Annotated in this window: 21 protein-coding genes and 2 pseudogenes; 12 read left to right on the top strand and 11 right to left on the bottom strand. The window is 42.4% G+C overall.

Features of this window, described 5'->3' with window-relative positions; all coding sequences use genetic code 11:
* Window positions 1-231: 231 nt before the first annotated feature.
* Window positions 232-2,169 carry a DNA topoisomerase (ATP-hydrolyzing) subunit B gene (gyrB, locus tag HWQ44_RS17170; RefSeq protein ID WP_292720780.1) on the bottom strand — a complete coding sequence of 646 codons (1,938 nt, stop codon included), beginning with the start codon at window positions 2,167-2,169 and terminating at the stop codon, window positions 232-234.
* Between the two features lie 268 nt (window positions 2,170-2,437).
* On the opposite strand from gyrB, the gene miaA reads away from it, so the two are divergent.
* On the top strand, window positions 2,438-3,343 hold the full coding sequence (miaA, locus tag HWQ44_RS17165) for a tRNA (adenosine(37)-N6)-dimethylallyltransferase MiaA (RefSeq protein ID WP_292720777.1): 906 nt from the start codon (window positions 2,438-2,440) through the stop codon (window positions 3,341-3,343).
* A 57-nt stretch (window positions 3,344-3,400) separates the two neighbouring features.
* Here the strand turns inward: miaA and HWQ44_RS17160 are convergent.
* Window positions 3,401-3,952: pseudogene (locus HWQ44_RS17160) on the bottom strand (Uma2 family endonuclease); the annotation flags it as partial.
* Between the two features lie 257 nt (window positions 3,953-4,209).
* On the opposite strand from HWQ44_RS17160, the gene glcD reads away from it, so the two are divergent.
* The 3 genes from glcD (at window position 4,210) to HWQ44_RS17145 (ending at window position 7,720) form a co-directional block, all read left to right on the top strand.
* Window positions 4,210-5,682 (top strand): glycolate oxidase subunit GlcD, encoded by a 1,473-nt coding sequence (gene glcD / locus HWQ44_RS17155; RefSeq protein WP_292720775.1) that lies wholly within the window; start codon window positions 4,210-4,212, stop codon window positions 5,680-5,682.
* Window positions 5,683-5,918: 236 nt separating this feature from the next.
* On the top strand, window positions 5,919-7,157 hold the full coding sequence (locus HWQ44_RS17150) for a glycoside hydrolase family 10 protein (protein WP_292720773.1): 1,239 nt from the start codon (window positions 5,919-5,921) through the stop codon (window positions 7,155-7,157).
* On the top strand, window positions 7,157-7,720 hold the full coding sequence (locus HWQ44_RS17145; protein WP_292720771.1) for a hypothetical protein: 564 nt from the start codon (window positions 7,157-7,159) through the stop codon (window positions 7,718-7,720). Before HWQ44_RS17150 ends, HWQ44_RS17145 begins: the two co-directional genes overlap by 1 nt.
* A gap of 131 nt (window positions 7,721-7,851) precedes the next feature.
* Here the strand turns inward: HWQ44_RS17145 and HWQ44_RS17140 are convergent, their stop codons facing one another.
* Window positions 7,852-8,283, bottom strand: a complete 432-nt coding sequence (locus HWQ44_RS17140) for a nucleoside deaminase (protein ID WP_292720769.1) — start codon at window positions 8,281-8,283, stop codon at window positions 7,852-7,854.
* Window positions 8,284-8,298: 15 nt separating this feature from the next.
* On the opposite strand from HWQ44_RS17140, the gene HWQ44_RS17135 reads away from it, so the two are divergent.
* A complete protein-coding gene (locus HWQ44_RS17135) occupies window positions 8,299-9,222 on the top strand; it encodes a nucleoside hydrolase (RefSeq protein WP_292720767.1) in 924 nt (307 codons plus the stop codon).
* A 29-nt stretch (window positions 9,223-9,251) separates the two neighbouring features.
* Here HWQ44_RS17135 and HWQ44_RS17130 read toward each other — a convergent pair whose 3' ends face one another.
* The 3 genes from HWQ44_RS17130 to HWQ44_RS17120 form a co-directional block, all read right to left on the bottom strand.
* Window positions 9,252-9,512 (bottom strand): hypothetical protein, encoded by a 261-nt coding sequence (locus tag HWQ44_RS17130; RefSeq protein ID WP_292720765.1) that lies wholly within the window; start codon window positions 9,510-9,512, stop codon window positions 9,252-9,254.
* Window positions 9,513-9,536: 24 nt separating this feature from the next.
* Window positions 9,537-9,857, bottom strand: a complete 321-nt coding sequence (locus HWQ44_RS17125) for a flavoredoxin (protein ID WP_292720763.1) — start codon at window positions 9,855-9,857, stop codon at window positions 9,537-9,539.
* Window positions 9,858-10,246: 389 nt separating this feature from the next.
* Window positions 10,247-10,801, bottom strand: coding sequence for an NUDIX hydrolase (locus HWQ44_RS17120; RefSeq protein WP_292720760.1), 555 nt, complete (start codon window positions 10,799-10,801; stop codon window positions 10,247-10,249).
* A 130-nt stretch (window positions 10,802-10,931) separates the two neighbouring features.
* Here HWQ44_RS17120 and HWQ44_RS17115 point away from each other — a divergent pair, with 130 nt between their 5' ends.
* From HWQ44_RS17115 to HWQ44_RS17105, 3 genes are all read left to right on the top strand, one after another.
* Window positions 10,932-11,984: a dipeptide epimerase gene (locus HWQ44_RS17115; protein WP_292720758.1), complete on the top strand. Its 1,053-nt coding sequence runs from the start codon at window positions 10,932-10,934 to the stop codon at window positions 11,982-11,984.
* Window positions 11,968-13,014, top strand: coding sequence for a DUF1611 domain-containing protein (locus HWQ44_RS17110; protein WP_292720756.1), 1,047 nt, complete (start codon window positions 11,968-11,970; stop codon window positions 13,012-13,014). Before HWQ44_RS17115 ends, HWQ44_RS17110 begins: the two co-directional genes overlap by 17 nt.
* Before the next feature lie 122 nt (window positions 13,015-13,136).
* Entirely contained in the window at window positions 13,137-13,805 is a 669-nt protein-coding gene (locus tag HWQ44_RS17105) for a Uma2 family endonuclease (protein ID WP_292720752.1), read from the top strand.
* Window positions 13,806-13,843: 38 nt separating this feature from the next.
* Here HWQ44_RS17105 and HWQ44_RS17100 read toward each other — a convergent pair whose 3' ends face one another.
* Window positions 13,844-14,044 (bottom strand): hypothetical protein, encoded by a 201-nt coding sequence (locus HWQ44_RS17100; RefSeq protein ID WP_292720749.1) that lies wholly within the window; start codon window positions 14,042-14,044, stop codon window positions 13,844-13,846.
* Window positions 14,045-14,258: 214 nt separating this feature from the next.
* Between HWQ44_RS17100 and mnmE the strand changes: the two genes are divergently transcribed.
* Window positions 14,259-15,680 carry a tRNA uridine-5-carboxymethylaminomethyl(34) synthesis GTPase MnmE gene (gene mnmE / locus HWQ44_RS17095; protein WP_292720747.1) on the top strand — a complete coding sequence of 474 codons (1,422 nt, stop codon included), beginning with the start codon at window positions 14,259-14,261 and terminating at the stop codon, window positions 15,678-15,680.
* Window positions 15,681-15,763: 83 nt separating this feature from the next.
* Window positions 15,764-15,988: a hypothetical protein gene (locus tag HWQ44_RS17090; RefSeq protein ID WP_292720785.1), complete on the top strand. Its 225-nt coding sequence runs from the start codon at window positions 15,764-15,766 to the stop codon at window positions 15,986-15,988.
* Window positions 15,989-16,174: 186 nt separating this feature from the next.
* On the opposite strand, the gene HWQ44_RS17080 is transcribed toward HWQ44_RS17090, so the two are convergent.
* From HWQ44_RS17080 to HWQ44_RS17070, 3 genes are all read right to left on the bottom strand, one after another.
* Window positions 16,175-17,641, bottom strand: a complete 1,467-nt coding sequence (locus tag HWQ44_RS17080; protein ID WP_292720744.1) for a DICT sensory domain-containing protein — start codon at window positions 17,639-17,641, stop codon at window positions 16,175-16,177.
* 234 nt (window positions 17,642-17,875) lie between these two features.
* Window positions 17,876-19,378, bottom strand: coding sequence for a UDP-N-acetylmuramoyl-L-alanyl-D-glutamate--2,6-diaminopimelate ligase (locus HWQ44_RS17075; protein WP_292720741.1), 1,503 nt, complete (start codon window positions 19,376-19,378; stop codon window positions 17,876-17,878).
* A gap of 53 nt (window positions 19,379-19,431) precedes the next feature.
* Window positions 19,432-19,713, bottom strand: coding sequence for a glutaredoxin family protein (locus HWQ44_RS17070; protein WP_292720739.1), 282 nt, complete (start codon window positions 19,711-19,713; stop codon window positions 19,432-19,434).
* A gap of 71 nt (window positions 19,714-19,784) precedes the next feature.
* Between HWQ44_RS17070 and HWQ44_RS17065 the strand changes: the two genes are divergently transcribed.
* The gene (locus HWQ44_RS17065) at window positions 19,785-19,973 is read left to right on the top strand and encodes a DUF4089 domain-containing protein (RefSeq protein ID WP_292720736.1); all 189 of its coding nucleotides are present in this window, start codon (window positions 19,785-19,787) and stop codon (window positions 19,971-19,973) included.
* A complete protein-coding gene (locus HWQ44_RS17060; protein ID WP_292720734.1) occupies window positions 19,970-21,373 on the top strand; it encodes an AtzE family amidohydrolase in 1,404 nt (467 codons plus the stop codon). Before HWQ44_RS17065 ends, HWQ44_RS17060 begins: the two co-directional genes overlap by 4 nt.
* Window positions 21,374-21,611: 238 nt before the next feature.
* Here the strand turns inward: HWQ44_RS17060 and HWQ44_RS17055 are convergent.
* Window positions 21,612-21,938: pseudogene (locus HWQ44_RS17055) on the bottom strand (N-acetyltransferase); the annotation flags it as partial.
* Between the last annotated feature and the right edge of the window lie 127 nt (window positions 21,939-22,065).

Below are 22,065 nucleotides of genomic sequence, written 5' to 3'. Positions count from 1 at the left end.
GAGTTCGATGAACCTCTCCCTCCCAGCCTCCCTCTCCGAAACGGAAAGGGAGGAGAAACGAAAAATTAAGCTTTTTGCTCCCCTCTGGGCGTCCGAGAGGGGCTGGGGGAGAGGTCAAATAAGACTTGTCGAACTCACGTTAAATTATAAAAAAAGCAATGGGTAATAGGTTTTCACCCATTACCCATTACTAAGTTCACAAATTCTCAGAGTAGTGACAGGAAATTGATATTAGATATCTAGATCAGTGAAGTTGAGCTTAGAACCATAGGTTTCGATGAATTCTCGTCTGGGTGCGACTCGATCGCCCATTAAAATTGTGAAGATGCGATCAGCTTCGGCGGCATCCTCAATTTCGACTTGCTTCATTTTACGAGTTTCTGGGTTCATGGTGGTGTCCCAGAGTTGTTGTGGCATCATTTCACCCAAACCTTTGAAGCGTTGGATGGTATAGTTGGCATTAGCAGGAAACTTGGCGATCGCTTGATTTTTTTCGCGATCGCTATAGCAATATTCATGATTACGTCCCCGTTCTACTTTAAACAGTGGGGGACAAGCAATATAAATAAAGCCCTGTTCGATGAGCGCTCGCTGATATCGATAGAAGAATGTTAACAACAAAGTCCGAATGTGTGCCCCATCTACGTCAGCGTCCGTCATAATGACTATGCGGTGATAGCGCAGTTGAGTAGAATCGAATTCATCACCTTTAACACCTAAACCAAGGGCTGTAATTAACGATTGAACTTCGTTATTTTTATAGATTTTAGCGTCGTCGGTTTTTTCAATGTTGAGGATTTTACCACGTAGAGGCAAGATTGCTTGAGTGCGGCGATCGCGTCCTTGTTTGGCACTCCCACCTGCTGAATCCCCTTCCACAATGAATATCTCAGATTCGCTAGGGTCGCGAGAACTACAATCAGCCAATTTACCAGGTAATGGCGAAGATTCTAGTACAGATTTGCGGCGAACTAATTCCCGCGCATGACGCGCTGCTTCTGCGGCTTTGAAAGCTTGGATAGCTTTATCTAAAATTGAGTCGGCTATGGCAGGATGAAATTCTAGATACTCAGTGAGGACTTCTCCCACCAAAGAATCGACAATTCCCCGAACTTCGGTATTACCGAGTTTGGTTTTGGTTTGTCCTTCAAATTCTGGGTCGGGGACTTTAACGGAAATAACGGCTGTCAAACCTTCGCGGACGTGTTCGCCACTGAGGTTAGGTTCATTCTCTTTAATTTTATTGCGTTTGCGGGCGATCGCGTTTAATGTCCGAGTCAGAACCGCTTTTAAGCCTTCTAAGTGCGTACCACCATCCACGGTGCGAATATTATTGGCAAAACCTAGCACATTATCCGTGTAAGCATCAGTACACCATTGCAATGAAACTTCCACTTGTACGTTGTTGCGTTCCCCTTGCACATAGATAATTTCTTCATGCAATGGTTGCTTCTCACGGTTCATGTACGCAATGTACTCTTTAATGCCACCCCTGTACTCGTAGGATTCTACCTTGGGTGTATCGCTTTTTAGTAATTCCAGACGGTGATCGGTAAAGGTAATTTTGACACCTGCATTCAGATACGCTAATTCGCGTAGGCGACCTGATAAAGTGATGTAATCAAACTCAATACTAGTAGTGAATATTTGGGTATCCGGTTTAAAAGTTACAGAAGTTCCGCTTCTAGCTTCTTTATAAGGCTTGACTTGCAGTTCAGTAACTGGCACACCCCGTTCATAGCGCTGGATATGAACTTTTTTATCTCGCCAAACTGTAACTTCTACAACCTCAGAGAGGGCATTAACAACAGAAATACCAACCCCGTGCAATCCTCCAGAAACTTTGTAGCCACCGCCGCCAAACTTACCACCGGCATGCAGTACCGTCATCACGGTTTCCAAAGCCGATTTCCCGGTTCGCGAGTGAATATCGATGGGAATACCGCGACCATCATCTGTTACAGTCACAGAACCATCAGCGTTTATATCCACCTCTATATGAGTGCAATAACCCGCCAAAGCCTCATCAACTGAATTGTCCACCACCTCGTAAACTAAATGGTGGAGTCCTCGCGGCCCAGTGGTACCGATGTACATTCCTGGTCTTTTGCGGACGGCTTCCAGACCTTCCAGAACTTGAATCTGATCGGCACTGTAACTGCTCGTCATGTAAACTCTCCTGATGCGTGGGGTTGAACTCGCCAAAAGGCAAATAAAAGTAAAAACACTCCAAAATTGTAACACAAAAGCCTTGCTGGCGTCTGTAGGGCATTTTCAAGAGAAGTTTATACAGGGGCTGCACTACCGTTAGAGAGGGGCAGGGGGCAAAGGGGCAGAAGGAGCAGGGGAGGCAGGGGGAGATGAGGGGGACAAGGGAGAATTATTGAATAAGTTTCTTTCTTATGCCCAATGCCCCATAACAAATGACAAATGACAAATGACTAAATTAATTGTGATTTGTGGTGCGACAGCAACAGGTAAATCAGGTTTGGCTTTGGCTTTGGCGATGCGCTTGAGTTCTGTAATTATCAGTGCTGATTCTCGTCAAGTTTACCGTGAGTTTGATATCGGGACGGCAAAACCAACTGTGGCTGAACAAAAATTAGTGCCGCACTATTTAATAGATATCTGCAACCCAACAGACATGATGACAGTAGCAGACTACCAGGAAAAAACACAAGCCTTAATTGCTTCTCTTGGTGTTACACCACTGTTGTTAGTTGGTGGCACTGGTTTATACATCCGTTCCATTGTCCAAGGGATGAAAATTCCGAGAGTTGCACCACAAACGGAATTGCGATCGCAGCTTGAATCTCTAGGTCAACCACAACTGTACGCTATGTTACAACAAGTTGACCCCGTTGCTGCACAAAAGATTCATGGCAATGATTCAGTACGAACTTTACGAGCATTAGAGGTATTTTATGTAACTGGATATCCAATTTCAGAACAGCAAGGGGAGAATCCACCGAATTATCCGATTTTGCAAATTGGTTTGGATTGCGATGTTGAAAAGTTAGATGCTCGGATTAAGCAGCGTACTGAACAAATGATAGCAAATGGTTTGCTTAAAGAGGTGGAGAATCTTTGTCAAAAATATGGCGCTGATTTGTCTTTGTTGAATACTTTGGGCTATCAAGAAATTAAGCAATATTTGGCTGGGGATATTTCTTTAGATGAAGCGAAAGAATTAACAATTTTGCATACGCGACAATTTGCTAAGCGACAACGTACTTGGTTTCGAGCCTATCCCCAAATTAAATGGTTTGATGCAGATGATCCTAATTTATTAGAGAAGGTTTGGCATCGGATAAATGAGTTTGTAAGTTGCACAAGTTCGTGATAATTTTTTGGCTCATGCAAAGACCCAAAAAAACTTTGCGTCTTTACAACCATTGTCTTATAGAGTGTCTATATCTATGCCCATAGCCCGTAAACTTTCTGCTAGTAATTGGTTGCGTTGTTCGGCTTGAGAAGCTCGTTGTTCGGACTGGAAAGCTCGTTCATCTCCAGTCGATAAAACATTTCCATCTTGGTAACACCAGCGTAACCAATGATCCTGTTTGCCTTCAAATTTACCTTCCCATAGAGTTATACCTAAACCAACTTGTTCTAACCAAATTTCTGAAGTTTCAAAGTAGCGTGTTCCCCTAAGTTCATAAACACGTAGTACTTTTTCTCCTAATTGCTGATTTGGGTCATATACGATATAGTAACTAGCCTGCATGTGTTCATAAATTTGCAGTTTTTTGCCCAGTTCATCACCTTCTTTATTAGAGACAATTTCGAGTACAACTTCGGGAGGTTTACCAAAACGCCAAACCATATAACAACGATTTTGTTTTTCCCACCATTTTTCAGTAACTTGCACATCTAAGCCGAGAAAAACGTCGGGTACAATTGCAGGTTGACCGTCTGTATGGTAAATACCGACATTAGGGACTGACAAATAAAAAAATACTCAACTACTTATTGTGGGGTGGGCGACACGAGAGCCCATACATATAGCAGTCCTAAATGATACGTGAGAATAAATAAAGGCTGTAACCTTTGTAAAATAAGGATTATTATCTCGGTATTTTCTCATGAATGATTCCGGATTGCTATAGCTTTTTACTCACCTTTGACTGCTATTCTTGCAACAATAGTAATTAAAGCGTTCCAAAAAGCCTGGAATCCTCTATACATCTACCTTGAACTTTAAAAACTATGCTTACACAAGATAAAAAACAACACAACTGGAAACCCATTATCAAAGCATTCGAGGCTGTCCTTGGCAAAAATGGTGTGGTGCAACGTCGCGAAGAACTTATTACTTATGAATGCGATGGTTTAACTGGCTATCGCCAACGTCCGGCTGTGGTGGTGTTACCCAGAACTACAGAACAAGTTGCCCAAGTGGTGAAGATATGCAATCAATATTCTATACCCTTCATCGCACGCGGCTCTGGTACTGGTCTATCTGGTGGCGCTTTACCAGTGGAAGATTCTGTTTTAATTGTCACTTCATTAATGCGGCAAATCCTCAGCATTGATTTAGAAAATCAACGGACAGTTGTACAACCAGGGGTGATTAATAGTTGGGTAACACAAGCCGTTAGTGGTGCTGGATTTTACTACGCTCCTGACCCTTCCAGTCAAATTATCTGCTCTATTGGGGGCAACATTGCGGAAAATTCTGGTGGGGTGCATTGTCTCAAATATGGTGTCACCACTAACCACGTTTTAGGATTAAAAATTGTCACGCCAGAAGGGGAAATTATCGATTTAGGCGGACAAATCCCAGAAATGCCTGGTTATGATTTAACAGGTGTTTTTGTTGGTTCTGAAGGCACTTTAGGAATTGCGACAGAAATTACCTTGCGAATTCTCAAAAGTGCAGAATCAATTTGTGTACTTTTGGCAGATTTTACTAGCATTGAAGCTGCTGGGGCAACTGTTTCTGACATCATCAGTGCCGGCATTATTCCTGGTGGTATGGAAATGATGGATAACTTCAGCATCAATGCAGTTGAAGATGTTGTCGCAACGAATTGTTATCCCCGCGATGCTACTGCTATCTTGCTAATAGAAATTGACGGTTTAGAGGTAGAAGTTGCAGGAAATAAGCAACGAGTTACCGAAATTTGTAAAAAGAATGGTGCGCGGAATGTCACTTCTGCTACTGATCCAGAAACTCGCTTGAAATTATGGAAAGGACGCAAAGCGGCTTTTGCTGCGGCAGGACATTTAAGCCCAGATTATTATGTACAAGATGGTGTAATTCCTCGGACTCAGTTGCCTTATGTTTTACATGAAATTGAGGCATTGAGTAAACAATACGGTTATCGTGTTGCTAATGTGTTTCACGCTGGTGATGGCAATCTTCATCCGCTAATTCTTTATGATAATTCTGTGTCTGGTGCATTAGAACAAGTAGAAGAAATGGGTGGAAAAATTCTTAAACTTTGTGTCCAAGTAGGTGGTAGTATTTCTGGCGAACATGGCATCGGTGCAGAGAAAAAGTGCTATATGCCACAAATGTTTAGCCAAGTTGATTTGGAAACTATGCAATGGGTGCGGCAGGTTTTTAATCCTAAAGGGTTAGCAAATCCTGAAAAGATATTCCCCACACCACGGACTTGTGGAGAAGCAGCAAATGCATCTGCTATCAAGCAATTTGAGGGTGTGGAAAGATTTTAAGAACAAAGAAGTTAGAAGTCAGGAGTTGAGAATTAGGAGTTATAAGTTTGGAGTCCTAATTTATGAGGTTTTGGTATCGTTAAGTATATTCATGACCAAAAATAGCTCCGTATTATCTCAACCATTCTGAGTACTGACTTCTGAATTCTGAATCATCATTTCTTTACATCATCCGGAGGATTAAAACTTTATTTTGTAGTTATATATATTCCGATCGCACTAGGTCACGCTTACAAATGAATCGGGTTGTTCGCCGTTGTGTTTCTTACTTGCTGTGTTTGGGATTAGTAGTCGCTTTAACAGTTTTTTTGCCCTCCTCACTGCCAGTTTATTCCCAAAAAACAAGTCCTTTAACTACAGAAATTCGCGGCGTTTGGCTGACTAATGTTGCTAGTGGTGTATTATTTGTTCCTTGGGGGATTAACCGTGCCATAAATCAATTATCAGCTCTCAACTTTAATACAATTTATCCTGTAGTTTGGAACCGAGGACATACTTTTTATAAAAGTGCTGTAGCAAAACTGACTACCGGCTCAGATACTCAACCTTTGCTCAACTTCATGCACGGTGGACAGGATGTTTTAGCAAAGATAATAACACTTGCTAAAAATAAAGATTTGAGAGTCATTCCCTGGTTTGAATACGGGTTTATGACACCGCATTATTCACAATTAGCAAGGCGTTATCCTGATTGGTTGACAATTGGGCAAGAAGGGATAAACTCTATTCAAGATGCCCCACCAGAAGAAATCGACAATGTTTTAATAACTAAACAGGCTTGGTTAAACCCCTTACATCCACAAGTACAAGAGTTTATCCAAGAGCTAATTTTAGAAGTAGTTAGGGATTACGATGTGGATGGTATTCAGCTTGACGACCACTTTGGAATGCCAGTACAGTTTGGCTATGATCGCTTCACTATAGAACTCTACCAGCAAGAACATCAAGGCAAAAGTCCCCCTATCGACCCTTTTAACTCAGAATGGATGCGTTGGCGGGCAGATAAAATTACTGATTTCATGGCAGAAATCTATCAAGCTGTCAAGGCAGTTAAACCCAAAGTTAAAATATCTTTGTCTCCTAACTATCAAGCTTTTGCCTACAAATACTATTTGCAAGATTGGGAAAATTGGGTAAAAAAAGGTTTAGTTAGTGAGTTAATTTTGCAGGTATATCGGAATGATAAAAACTCTTTTATCGCTCAACTAGAACATCCATCTGTGAAATTGGCTCAAAGTCTAATTCCTGTAGGAATTGGTATATCAACAGGAACAGTAGGTAATCCTGTGAAAATTGCACAAGTTCGAGAACAGGTTAAGGTAGTGCGCGATCGCAATTTTGATGGGATCTCCTTTTTCTATTGGGAGAGTCTATGGGGTTACATTGTACCTGAATCACCCCAACAGCGACGCAAAGCTTTTTTTGATATGTTTAATGCTAAAACTGTCAGACTATTACAAACAAAGAAACTTTGATGCCATTCGCGTCTGTAAATACTAGATTTGGCTTTACATTGCTGTGGACTTTAGCTACTTTTAGCGGTTTTTTATTGAGTTTACTCTTAATTGAAGTTGGCGAAAAGCCAGATATTGGAGTAGTGGAAGCAGCTATTGGCGGATTTGCGATCGCACTTCCTCAAGGCTGTCTTCTCAAACAACCTATATTTTGTATCAGATGGATTTTGTCAAGTCTTTTGGGTTGGAGTCTGATCGCCGCTATCGGTATTGGTGCTGTAGGTTGGATTGTACCTAGCACTCAGATTCTTCCCCTGAGAATCTTGTCTGGGGCAATTTATGGTGCGCTTGGCGGCTTGGGGATAGGATTGGCACAATGGTTAGCAATTCTCCAACCGATAGCGTGGCGATGGATATTTGTTTCTTCAGCAAGTTGGGCTGTTGCTGTCCCCGTGGGTTCTACTATAGGGATGATATTGCACCGCTTAACGCAGTTATTCTTCGGTGAAGTCATCGGATTAGCCATCACTTGGCTGCTAGTTGGTATCCTCACAGGAATCAATGCTCACAAATTGCGATCGTAAGTTCCCCATACCCAATGCCTCTCAAGAGTGCTGTTAGCGGATAGCTAGGGTTTAGCCCGTGTTGAGTAGGGAATCTCACTTCTTTACTTGGAACTCGGAAAAGAGGAACTGTTTTGCCTAATGACTAATAACTAATTACCAATATCTTCATTCCAAAGTTCAGGGTTAGTTTCAATAAACTCACTCATCATTTGTTCGCAATCGTCAAGATTAAGATCAATTACTTCCACACCATGAGATACCATAAATTCTTTAGCACCAGGAAAAGTTCTGGATTCTCCAGCGATGACTTTTTTAATGCCAAATTGTACAACTGCTCCAGCGCATAGGTAACATGGCATTAAAGTTGAATAGAGTGTAGTACCTCTGTAGCTGCCAACTCTCCCAGCATTACGGAGACAATCAATTTCGGCGTGGGTAACAGGATCGCCGTCTTGCACGCGTTTATTGTGTCCTCTGCCGAGAATTTTGCCATCCTTGACGAGAACCGAACCAATGGGAATTCCGCCTTCTTGTCTGCCTTGTTTTGCTTCTTGAATTGCGGCTTCCATAAACTCATCCATATTAATTCTCCTTTTATGACAAAACAACTAGTATTAATGGATCACGATGGTGGTGTAGATGATTATCTAGCAACCATGCTGCTGTTGACGATGGATCATATTGAACTCCTTGGTGTTGTCGTCACTCCAGCAGATTGCTACGTTCAACCAGCTGTTAGCGCCACACGTAAAATTATCGATTTGATGGGATTTTCTCATATCCCGGTAGCAGAAAGCACTGTGCGCGGGATCAATCCATTTCCTACTCTCTATCGCCGTGATTCGTTTATCGTTGACCATCTCCCCATTCTTAATCAAAGGGAAACCATCACTACGCCTCTGGTTGCCGAAACAGGTCAAGATTTCATGATACAGGTGTTACGTGACGCATCAAGCCCCGTAACGCTGATGGTAACGGGCCCGTTGACAACGGTTGCAGTAGCTTTAGACAAAGCACCAGACATTGAAGCAAAGATTCACAAAATTGTGTGGATGGGGGGTGCGTTAAATGTTGGTGGCAATGTGGAAAAAAGTCTGGAAGCGGGACAAGATGGTTCCGCTGAATGGAATGTTTATTGGGACGCAATTTCAGCCGCGCGGGTATGGCAAACCCAAATTGAAATTATTATGTGCCCTTTGGATTTAACTAATAATGTCCCAGTTACATCGGAGTTAGTATACAAAATGGGACGACAACGACACTATCCCATCTCTGATTTAGCTGGACAATGTTATGCACTAGTTATTCCCCAAGATTATTATTTCTGGGATGTGTTGGCAACGGCTTATTTGGGACATCCAGAATTTTATCAATTGCGCGAATGGGAAACAGAAATGATCACTACTGGAGTTAGTCAGGGGCGGACTAAAGTAGTTCCTGGTGGTCGTAAAATTTATGCGATGGATAAGGTAGATAAAGAAGCTTTTTATGCTTATATCTTGCAGCAATGGGCAAGATAAAAAACTAAAAAATTAGATGGCATGGATACTCAAACTTTTGCCTGTACAACAAAATCCTCAACTTGTCTTATTTTATCCCAATCAATAGCAGCAACCCACAACTTCTCTTCTTCGGAGAACTGCACTACTCCATCAACTTCCAAATCTTCGCTATATATCGTGAGTAACTGTCCATCTCGTAGCTCAAGACTCTGATTTGCCAAGTCTTCGATTGTACCAATACAGTTCAAACGCAAACGCCCTTCAGCATCAGCATTATGCAAATCTGCAAAAACTCTAGGGGTAATCATTCTAGGCGATCCAAACTATAACTGCTATTTTGCTGGATTAGGAACAGTAGGTGTAAGGAGTTGACTAATTTGCTGAGGGTTTAAACCCGTTAATGTTGCATGATTAGCACTTTTACCGGATGTTCGGATTACATCACCACCTGCTTGGCGAACCTCACCAAGTGTTGTTACACCAATCTGCCCATGAGGAATACTCAATGCCAACTCCGCTACTGACAATCCTACCGCACATTCCACAGAAATTCCTGTTATGCCACTGGGATGAGTACCTATTGCACGTCGAATATCCTCTGGACGATTACGCCCTCCCCGAACTACCAATGCTTCATCTGGAATTATTGTCACAAGTGTAGTGTTTTTGATTAAAGATTAGAATTTGGGCGGTACTTCATGGATTGCATTGTATGCTACAAATTTAAAGAATCGTTAGGCTGCTATGCGTAACTATATGTCAATTGAAGTTCAGAAAATACAATCTCAATGTATGAAATGTATCCACAGTATGAGCAACTAGTCATGGACTATCTTGTAGATCATGAAGAAATAGATAATCGTATTGCTCGACAAGTGACTGGGATCGAATCAGGTACAGTAATGAAAAATATTTTTTATAGGTTGCGGAAGAAAGGACTTATAAAAATCGTGCCAGGGAAATCGCGTATCAATGCCAAATGGTGCAAAGTTTAAACCTGCCTCAAGCATTATTTTTGTTAAAGCCAAAAAAGCTATATTGATTATTGAGAAGTGATAAACTTTAAACCTAAAAAAAGAGCCGCAATAGTTCCCACCACAGAAATTTCACCTTGGGAAATTTTATCTAAAACTGATTTTACAGGAATTAATACAACTTCAATTTCTTCTGTAATATCTAGTTCTTGCTCTCCAACTTTGCTCACATTTTCTGCTAAAAATAAATGTATTTTATTGGTATCTTTACTCGGCTTATCGTATAAAGTTCCGATTTTTCTAAATTCTTGGGGAATATAACCAGTCTCTTCTCTCAGTTCTCTAATTGCAGCTACCTCTGCACTCTCTTTTGTCGGGTCAAAATTTCCTGCCGGCAGTTCCAAGAAAAATTCACCTACGGCGTGTCTATATTGCCTGACAAAAATAATTTCTCTATTAATAGTAATAGGTAAAACCATCGCAACGTCAGGCTTAATACTGACAAAATAATCATCTATAATTTTACCATTGGGTAATTTTATTTCATCTTGCCTCACCTGACACCAAGGATTATCTAAAACCATTTTTGATTTTAAAATCTTCCATTTTTGTAAGTTGTTCATAAACTAAGTAAAAATAAAATGTATGTATAAAAACTTTGTAATGAATGTAAAAAAGTATAACAGATGCATCCGATAATCTAAACTTTGAACTTACACTGACTTTGGCATTATCATAATATGTATAAAAAGTATGCAAATAAATGTAAAATTATTTACTGTAAATAAGAGATTTCCGTTGACCATTAGTCGGGGTACAACGGCACAGACAACTAATGTATGGGTGAGAATTTCACAAGATGGCATTGAAGGCTGGGGGGAAGCATCGCCATTTGGTGTAGGTAATCATCGGCAATCAACTGATGCAATCAAAGATGCCCTACAGCAAGTTGTGCCTCTGTTACAAACATTCAGCCCCTTACAACGTCAGGAAATTGAGCAAGTTTTAATACAAAACCAAGTTCCTTCTGCTGCAAGAGCTGCCTTAGATATGGCAATGCACGACTGGCTGGGTAAGCGCGTAGGTTTACCTTTGTGGCAACTTTGGGGACTCGATCGCAATCAAATAGTCCCGACTTCAGTCACAATTGGGATTAATTCGCCGGAAGGCGCTAGGGCGAGAGCGCGAGACTGGTTAAAATTTACAGATGTTCGTCTTTTCAAGGTAAAGCTAGGTAGCCCAGATGGCATAGATGCAGATAAAAAAATGCTCTTAGCAGTGCGAGAAGAAGCGCCTGAACTAGAATTTTTCGTTGATGCCAACGGGGGTTGGAGTTTAGAAGATGCGATCGCAATGTGCAATTGGCTAGCAGATTTAGGTATAAAGTATGTAGAACAGCCATTGCCACGGGGAGAAGAACCAAGTTTAGCAAAACTCAAAGAACACTCTCCCCTCCCCATTTTTGTCGATGAAAGTTGTTTCACCAGCGCCGATATTCCCGATTTGGCAAACTACGTGGATGGTATTAATATCAAACTGATGAAATCAGGGGGACTAACAGAGGCAATGCGAATGGTACATACAGCACGAGCTTACGGGTTGCAAGTAATGTTCGGTTGCTATTCTGACAGTTCGCTAGCTAATACAGCAGCATTACAGCTGGCACCACTAGCTGATTATTTAGATTTAGATAGTCACCTGAATTTAATTGATGACCCTTTTACGGGTGCATTGCTAAAAGAAGGAAGAATTTTGCCAAACGATTTACCAGGCTTGGGAGTACAACACAGTGCGTCTATCACTTAATCAACGAGTAGCTATCTTGCTTCATGAAGGGACTATTGGGACTCATGGCAAAACAGGGCTAGCAATTTTACGTTACAGTGAAGCCCCAATCGTAGCCGTAATCGATCGCGAGTGTGCTGGTAAATCCCTACCAGAATTAACAGGCATCAAGCGTGATGTGCCGATTGTGGCATCGGTAGCCGCAGCCCTAGAGTACAAACCAGAAGTTTTAGTAATTGGCATTGCCCCTGGAGGTGGTGCTGTACCAGATGATTACTGGCTGGAAATCAAAGACGCTTTAGAAGCGGGAATGTCTTTGGTGAATGGTTTACATACACCAATGGCAAGTATCCCAGAATTAAATGCACTGCTCAAACCAGGGCAACTAATTTGGGATGTACGAAAAGAACCGTCTAATATTAGTGTTGCTAGTGGAATGGCACGCACCCTTCCATGTCGGCGGGTGTTGACAGTGGGAACCGACATGGCGATTGGTAAAATGTCAACTAGCTTAGAGTTACATTGGGCATCAAAACTGCGGGGCTGGCGTTCTAAATTCCTCGCCACCGGACAAACTGGGGTGATGTTAGAAGGAGATGGCGTGGCTTTAGATGCCGTGCGGGTAGATTTTGCCGCCGGTGCTGTGGAACAAATAGTTATGCGCTATGGCAAAAACTACGATATCTTGCATATTGAAGGGCAAGGTTCGCTGCTACACCCTGGTTCAACGGCAACTCTACCCCTAATCCGTGGTTCGCAACCAACCCAACTAGTTTTGGTACATCGGGCGGGACAAGTTCATGTACGCAACCATCCCCATGTAATCATTCCACCTTTACCAGAGGTGATTCGGCTTTATGAAACTGTTGCTAGTGCTGGTGGTGCTTTTGGAAGTGTTTCTGTAGTGGGTATAGCGCTGAACACAGCCCATTTAGATGAATCTGCGGCTCAAGAAAGCATCGCTCAAATAATAGCAGAAACGGGGCTACCTTGCACTGATGTAGTCCGCTTTGATGCCAATGTACTTTTAGATGCGGTGATGAATAATTAGGTGCTGTAGAATACCTTAACCCTGACCAGTTTTAAATTTTGAATTCTCCGAACGCGAACAGCGTCTCTAAGAATTGGGGCTGACTGCTACGCTAAACTTATAGCACTGAGACACTTGCTGCCATGTCTGTCGCCCAAGATTTAGAAACCTCAGAAAATGTTATATTTCCCCCAGGGGATTTATATAGTAACGAACCGCCTTTGGAAACTGACTTGCATCGGTTGCAAATGACACTACTCATCCAATGTTTGGAGTGGTTGTGGCAAAATCGCCAAGACTTTTACGCATCGGGTAATCTCACCATCTACTACAGTCCACGCCAGCGCAAATCAGAAAATTTTCGGGGGCCAGATTTTTTTGTCGTACTGGGAACTGAACGCAAACCCCGCAAAAGTTGGGTTGTCTGGGAAGAAGATGGCAAATATCCCAATGTAATCATAGAAATTATCTCGGATACCACAGGTGACACTGATAAAGGCTTAAAAAAACAAATTTACCAAGATATATTTCGCACACCAGATTACTTCTGGTTTGACCCGGAAACGTTAGAGTTTTCAGGGTTCCATTTGCTGGATGGTGAATATCAACCGCTAGAACAAAATCTCCAAGGCTGGTTATGGAGCCAACAGCTAGGTTTATATTTAGGGGTTGCTCAAGAAAAGTTACGCTTTTACACTCCTGAAGGAGAACTGCTTCCCACACCCGAAGAAGTGGCACAACAAGAGAAGCAACGCAGCGATCGCTTGGCGACAAAACTGCGAGAATTAAATATAGATCCAGATACTATTTAACTTCCACGCTGTCTTGCTTGTGCCTGTTGGCTCAAATGCTATGGATCTTCAGGAAAAACCCATTTTGGCGGTTCTGCCATTTTTTTCCGCAGACGTTCTTGTGCCAACTCCAGCATTTTGTCTAAGGGAGTGTCTTCAATAAATTTTACGGCTGCCTCTCTAAACTCGATATTGGGGCATTTATCCCCTAAAACACATCCGTTAACACAAGCGACAGCGCAGTTAATCTTTTGCTCCACAGTAAATTCCTCTCTCTAAAAGTTATAAGTTATAAGTTGTGAGTTATAGTCTGCATCCCTAACTCTTCACTATTAACTCTTTACTATCAGGCATTACCCTCAAGATAAATTTTACCTTGCCAGTTGCCATCCCATTAGTCTGAATTACTTACCATTTAGAAAGTTATGAGTTATGAGTTATGATTTTTACTCCTCACTCTTATAAAGGGCGCTCATGTCGGAACTCTTTGCTACTACTGGAACTATAGCCGCGATCGCTACTGCTGTTGTCCCCCAACAGGGTAGTGTTGGGATTGTGCGGGTGTCCGGTTCTCAAGCAATGGCAATCGCCCAAAGTCTCTTTCATGCACCGGGGCGACAAGTTTGGGAAAGTCACCGGATTCTCTACGGTTACATTCGCCATCCCCAGACGCAACAAATAGTGGATGAAGCCCTGTTGCTGATTATGAAAGCACCCCGTTCTTACACCCGTGAAGATGTTGTAGAATTCCATTGCCACGGGGGAATTATGGCAGTGCAGCAGGTATTACAACTGTGTTTGGAAAATGGCAGCAGACTAGCGCAACCGGGAGAATTTACTCTCCGCGCCTTTTTGAATGGAAGATTGGATTTAACTCAAGCTGAAGGTATTGCTGATTTAGTGGGAGCTAAATCGCCTCAAGCGGCTCAAAGTGCCTTAGCTGGTTTACAAGGAAAATTAGCTCATCCGATTCGGCAGTTACGCGCTAACTGTTTGGATATTTTGGCAGAAATTGAAGCCCGGATTGATTTTGAGGAAGACCTTCCTCCGCTGGATGATAAAGCAATTGTATCAGAAATCGATAAAATTGCCGCAGAAATAACTAGGTTATTGGAAACCAAAGATCAAGGTGAGTTGCTACGTACTGGTTTAAAAGTGGCAATTGTTGGACGTCCAAATGTGGGTAAGTCAAGCTTATTGAACGCTTGGAGTCGGAGCGATCGCGCCATTGTGACTGACTTACCCGGTACAACCCGCGATGTTGTCGAATCTCAGTTAGTTGTTGGGGGAATTCCCGTACAAGTACTAGATACGGCGGGGATTCGGGAAACAACAGACCAAGTGGAAAAAATTGGCGTTGAGCGATCGCGTCGTGCTGCCAATGCAGCTGATTTAGTCTTGCTTACCATCGATGCTTCCGCAGGTTGGACAGAAGGCGATGAAGAAATTTATGAAAAAGTACAACACCGTCCGTTGATTATAGTTATTAACAAAATCGATTTAGTAGAAGAAAGTGATAGGAAAAATTTTCAATCCAAAATCCCAGTTGCGCTGTCAGCGTACCAAAGGTGCGATGCAAAATCCAAAATCGTCACAGCCGCAGCCCAGAATCAAGGTATCGATGCTTTAGAAACAGCAATTTTAGAGATAGTTCAATCTGGAAAAGTGCAAGCGGCTGATATGGATTTAGCCATTAACCAAAGGCAAGCAGCAGCCTTAACTCAAGCTAAAATATCTTTGGAACAAGTACAAGCAACAATTACCCAGCAGTTACCTCTTGATTTTTGGACAATTGACTTACGGGGTGCGATTCAAGCTTTAGGGGAAATTACTGGAGAAGAAGTAACAGAATCAGTTTTAGAGAGGATTTTTAGTAAGTTCTGTATTGGCAAATAAACGAACATACTGCCAAATAAAAAAGAAAGTAATCACCTGGAATATGTATATGTTTGAAATGTTTTTATATAGAAATAAATATAATGCTTGATCAGATTCCAGTTCAAGTTATTGGTTGTCTTAAACCAGGTATAATCACGGTTATAGCTTTTCCAGGTGTAGGGATGTTAGATGGTGGGTTACCAATGGAGTTACCAACCGAAATGATTCCGGTAGAGCTACGAATGCCGAATAGCGAGTTTATAGTAGTTCGCAATAAACAAAGTGGAGAGTTTATACAAGTGTTGCCAAAAGATTCATCCAAATAATATTATATCTTGTATCAATGAGATTAATTCTGTAAATGCTGGAGTGCTAAAACAATATCTTGTTTTAGGTTTTTATGCTCCCTACAAGCGGAAGTTTACTGAGTTTGCAGCAGGTTAGGCAAAATAGCTGTAGGAGTTAAAAGTTATGAGTTATGAGTTACGAATTTTTCACTCATAACTCATAACTTATAACTCATTTTCTGTAGCGATCGCTTTTGGGATATTGCCAACACTTGCCAGTTGTACTGTAAAGGTAGAACCTTCATATAATTTACTTTTTACAGAAATAGATCCGCCACAGCGCAGCAGCAATTGCTGTACAATTGTTAATCCCAACCCAGCACCACCATAATCTTCGGTTGCTGCTGTACGCACACGATAAAACCGATCAAAGATTTTGGGAATTTCGTTTTCGGCAATACCGATACCTGTGTCGCGGAATTCTAATTGGACATAATCGCCTTGAGTCCGGGCACGCACCCATACTTGACCCCCATTAGGGGTAAACTTAAGACTGTTGTGCAGCAAATTAATCACAATTTGCCTCAGACCACCACTCACGCACCAAATAGATGGGAGTTCAGTTGGTACAGTGTAGGCTAACATAATCCCTTTTTCTTGAGCTACAGGTTGGTAGGTACTGACTACTCCAGGCACAATTTCTGAGAGACGCACCGATTCTAAACTTGTCCCCTCCAAATTGCGTTCTAGCTGCACTAGTTCCAACAAACCAGTAATCAGGGAATTTTGATGATCACACTGGGTATTCAACATCTGTAAATAACGTTGTCGCTGGGGGGGTTTGAGATTAGGGGAATTCAATAACGAGAGTGCTGTCTTCATGTGCGTTAGGGGTGTACGCAATTCCTGACATATATTTTTTAGGTATTCATCTTTGAGTTGCTCTTTATTGTGCAGCTCTTGATTTTGCTGCTGAAACTTGGTGGTGCGGATTGTGATGATTTGACGATTAATTTCATCTTGTCGCAGGAGTTGTTTTGCCAACAGTTGATTCATCAGTGCGGCTTGAGGCACAGTTGGACAAATAAAATCGGCAGGTAAAATTGGGGATGATTCTGGCGCAATCGCTTGTTGGATACCATCTAATACTTGCTGAATTACTCTCCCTTCAACAGTAGTTATAATCAGTAACGGTTGGTTTTTATTAGTATTTACCTTCCCTGATGTCTGATTTTTGCGTTTTTTGAGTGGTCGATGAGCCAAAATTAAACTGCAAAACTGGGGCGATAACACCATCAAAAAGTTTTCCCGCCGCAGTTGGCTATCTGGTGGTAGGTGAACGGGGACATGATGAGGAGATGAGGGGAATATGGAGACATTTACTCCTCCCTCTCCCTTGTCTCCCCCTGCTTCCTCATCTCCCTCTTTCTCCCTCTCCTCGATCTGGCAAGTATAAATGAGACTAGACGCACCTACCGAGGATTGATAACGCGCTAATTCTGATTGCCAAATTTTTTCAGGTGGTAGCTTTACCCATAAAGTTGCTGCAATTTGCTGCTCAATTAGTAAGTCAATTTGTGCTCTCACCAGTGATAGCAGAGTCGCAGGACTGAGGGACAATGGTTTAGGAGGCGCTTGCACTCCCATAACCAGTTGATAAACAGACAGATCCTTAGCCAAAGAAACATTCATGAGTCAAGCACAAAAAGGATGAAGCAAGAAATAATTCTGTCTTCGATTTTCACCTTTATGTGTGCATTTTTTACAAAATCCCCACGGAAAGAAATATTAACTATAAAAAAGTCTACCCAGAGGGGAGTGGGGAGCAGGGGAGCAGGGGAGCAGGGGAGCAGGGGAGCAGGGGAGCAGGGAAGAAATTGCAGTAAGTTATTCCCCTCTGCCCCTCTGCCTCTTCCAATGCCCAAATTAAGCTTGTACGTTAAGTCTTTGCTGTAAAGCGTCGCGGGCGTGTTCTCGATCGTCAAAATGAATTTTTTCGGTACCGAGAATTTGGTAGTCTTCGTGGCCTTTACCGGCAAGCAAGACTCCATCACCAGGTTGTGCTTGTAAAATAGCGGTACGAATGGCGATCGCTCGATCGCAAATTACTGTTGGCTGCACTGTGTCAGCTATTCCCGCCAAAATATCTTGCAAAATCCTTTCTGGGTCTTCAGTCCGGGGATTATCTGATGTCACCACTGCCACATCAGCTAACTCAGCGGCAATTTTACCCATTTTTGGGCGCTTAGTGCGATCGCGATCGCCTCCACAACCAAATACACAAATCAGCTTACCCGGTATAAACGGACGTGCTGCTTTCAGTAAATTTTCTAAACTATCTGGTGTGTGGGCATAATCCACAATCACGCTAATATCTTGATCAGGATTAATTTGTACTCGTTCCATCCGTCCGGGAACTCCCGGAAACTCAGGTATCACAGTTGCCACTAACTGTAAATCTAGCCCTAAGTGTAAAACTGCTCCTACGGCTGCTAAAAGATTTTCTAAATTATATTGTCCGACTAGGGGCGATCGAAAAGCTACGTCACCTTTTGGTGTATGTAATGTACCACTGACACCATTCGGTTGGTAATTTAAATCACTCATCCATAAATCAGCGCTGTTGTCGTTGACGCTATAACTCCAAACTCGTTCAGAATCCAAGGAGGCAATTAACCGCTTTCCGTAGGAATCATCAGCATTAATTATTGCCCGTCCCTTGAGATAATCAGGGCTAAATAACAACGCTTTGGCAGCAAAGTAATCTTCCATATCGCTGTGATAGTCGAGATGGTCTTGGGTAAGATTACTGAACACCGCCACATCAAATTCACAACCCAACACTCTACCTTGGGCCAAAGCGTGCGAACTGACTTCCATCACCCCGAACTCACTCCCAGCATTTACAGCCTCAGCTAGCTGCTGTTGCAGTTCCACTGCAAAGGGAGTAGTGTGGGCAGCAGTTTGCTCAAAACCTGCCCAACGTGTGTAGAGGGTTCCCATCAAAGCTGTAGCTAGATTAGCTTTGTTGAGGAGAAATTCAATCAGATGAGTAGTTGTAGTTTTGCCATTTGTACCAGTTACACCCACCAGCTTGAGTTTTCGCCCCGGATAACCGTAAAAAGCACTCGCTATCTGGGCACAAGCTTGAGTTATGTTACTTGCACTGATGACTACAGCCTGATTTGTGGGAGGATTTTTTTGTGCAGCTTCAGGAGAAACGATCGCAGCTACAGCCCCGGATGCGATCGCACTTTGCCAAAATTCCCCACCATCAACCCGCGTTCCTGGCATCCCAATAAACAAATCTCCCACACGACAAGCATGGGAATTCGTCTTTAAACCCCTAACTTCCACATCCTCTAAAGTCGGATGGCTAGGCAATTGCTCAACACTGTCTACCGCTGTTAGTAATTCCCGCAATTTCATCTTGTGAACCTCGTCACATTCTTAATCTTGCGCTTATTCTGCATTATTTTTTTCTAATTGGCTAAATACTTTCGCAACATTTGCTCCAACTGCTGTACACTAGCACGAGGAGAAGGACGCGGCAATGGTTTCTCACTCCCTTCCTGATCCTGTACGCCTCTGTGGTTTGATAAATAAAGTACTGGCACTTCATACTCATACGCAGCAAACCAATCTTCACGAGTCGTAATATCCCTAACTTCCAACTCGAAACTGAGATTTTGGATTTGTTCTAGCTTTTCTTGCAAGCCTTCGCATAAATGACAGCCGGGTTTACTGTATAAAATTAATCGCATTGTTTATTTCAGTTGCTGCAAGAAGTTATAAGTTTAGAATAACGAACCGGAAAGGGCGAAAAGAAAGAGAGATGAGAAGAGAAGAGTTTGATGTGGGTGAGTATGTCGATTTAATGGGGTTGTTGTTGGATTTAGAGATAAGAGATGAGTATCGAGATGGTGTGGTGGCAAATTTTGAGAGAATTAGTGCGATCGCTAATCTTGTAAATTCTTTCCCTCTAGCAGAGGATATTGAAGTTGCACCAGTTTTTGAACCATGAATGACGCTGTATCAATAGCTACTGCTGTGCATGAAGGCAAAGTTAGCGCAGTGGAAGTTACCAAGGCTGCGTTAGCACGAATCGCAATGCGAAATCATCTATTCAACTGTTTTACGACTATAACTGCTGAGACAGCTTTAACAGATGCAGCCCGCATTGACAGGGAAATTGCCCAAGGTAAGAATCCTGGAACCCTTGCAGGTGTGCCTTTTGCAGTGAAAAATCTCTTCGATATCGCTGATTTAACGACTTTGGCGGGATCGAAAATCAATGCAGAAAACCCAGCAGCAAGCCAAGATGCAACCGCAGTAGCGAAGCTGAAACAAGCGGGTGCTGTACTGGTTGGCGCTTTGAATATGGATGAATATGCTTATGGGTTTGTGACGGAAAACTCCCATTACGGTGCTACTCACAACCCCCATGATTTACAGCGAGTAGCTGGTGGTTCATCGGGTGGTTCGGCGGCGGCTATTGCTGCTGGGTTAGTACCGCTGACATTGGGTTCTGATACTAATGGTTCAATTCGCGTTCCGGCGGCGTTGTGTGGCGTTTTTGGTTTCAAGCCGACTTATGGAAGGTTATCTCGGGCTGGGGTAGCTTTATTTTCTAGCAGTTTTGACCACATTGGCCCTTTTGCGCGTTCGGTGCAGGATATTGCTACGGTGTTTGATGTGCTTCAGGGAGAAGACGATCGCGATCCAATTTGTACAAAACGTCCGCCTGAATTATGTTTACCACAACTTAATCAAGATATCTCTGCAATTAGAATTGCTATTGCTGGTGATTATTTCACCAAAGGGGCAGAAGCGGAAGCTTTAGCAGCCGTGCAAAAAGTAGCTGATGCAATAGAAGTTACTGAATACGTCATCATACCAGAGGCAGACCGCGCCCGTGCAGCAGCTTTTATAATTACAGCTAGCGAGGGCGCAAATCTGCATTTGGAAAAATTGCGTAGGCAAAGCCCACCGAAGGTATCGCGTCCCCAGGATTTTGATCCAGCAACACGCGATCGCTTTTTAGCTGGGGCGTTAATTCCTAGTAGCTGGTATCTGCAAGCACAACGGTTTAGAAAATGGTATTGCGATCGCGTGCGGGAAGTTTTTCAAAATGTCGATGTAATTCTTGCCCCAACTACACCAATTTCCGCACCGCTAATTGGTCAACAAAACATGATTTTGGATGGCAAAGAAATTCTTGTCCGTCCTCATTTAGGGCTATTTACTCAACCATTATCTTTCATTGGCTTACCCGTTTTATCAGTACCAATTCATCGCCAAAATGCATTACCTTTAGGTGTGCAATTAATAGCAGCACCATATAATGAAGCGCTAATTTTACGGGTTGCAGCTACCTTAGAGGCAAAAGGTGTAATTTCAGCCCCAATAATTTTTAATGACTAATCAAAAATTAGCGATCGCTCAAAACATCAAATTCCCAACTTCTTCAATAAGTCAGGAAATAAAATCACAGTTAACCACTTTTCAAATAACCTCTCATATCAATTCCGGTTAATTACTTATGATTACCGCATCCGTGCAAAAGTCAGGAAAACCTCTTTCTCCCTGCTCCCTGCCCCCCTGCGGTCTAAATGATAAATCTTTACTCGAACATGATATCATCCCTGAATCTGGGCGCGATTTATACTCCATCAAAAGTAGATGGATAAACAACCTTTCCCTGATAAATTTCCTGATAGCTTTGCAGTGGTTTAACCATGAAAAATTCCTCTGGTACTGGAAAGGGAGACTCGATTTCATAAACAACAGCAGGCTGAAAACCAAAGCGAGTATAAAATTGGGGATGACCTAGTACAATTACTATAGCTTCTTTCTTTGCCTCTGCTATCTCTAACCCTGCTTTGATTAATGCACTACCAATTCCTTGTCTTTGAAACTGTGGATGAACTGCTAAAGGTGCTAAACCGAGTACCTGTAGTGTTTCTTCATTCACCAGGTCAATATAAGTAGGTGGGCATAAAAAAACCAGACTATGTAAAGATAAGTAAATACAGAGAATGCATCGACATGAGGTGACTTATATATGGGCGCTCGTTTAAGAGTATTTCTAACTCGTGAGCAAGATCAAACTCTGT

It is taken from the genome of Nostoc sp. JL34 (assembly GCF_017114945.1).
Taxonomy (GTDB): domain Bacteria; phylum Cyanobacteriota; class Cyanobacteriia; order Cyanobacteriales; family Nostocaceae; genus Nostoc.
This window is presented reverse-complemented; position numbering and strand designations above follow the sequence as displayed.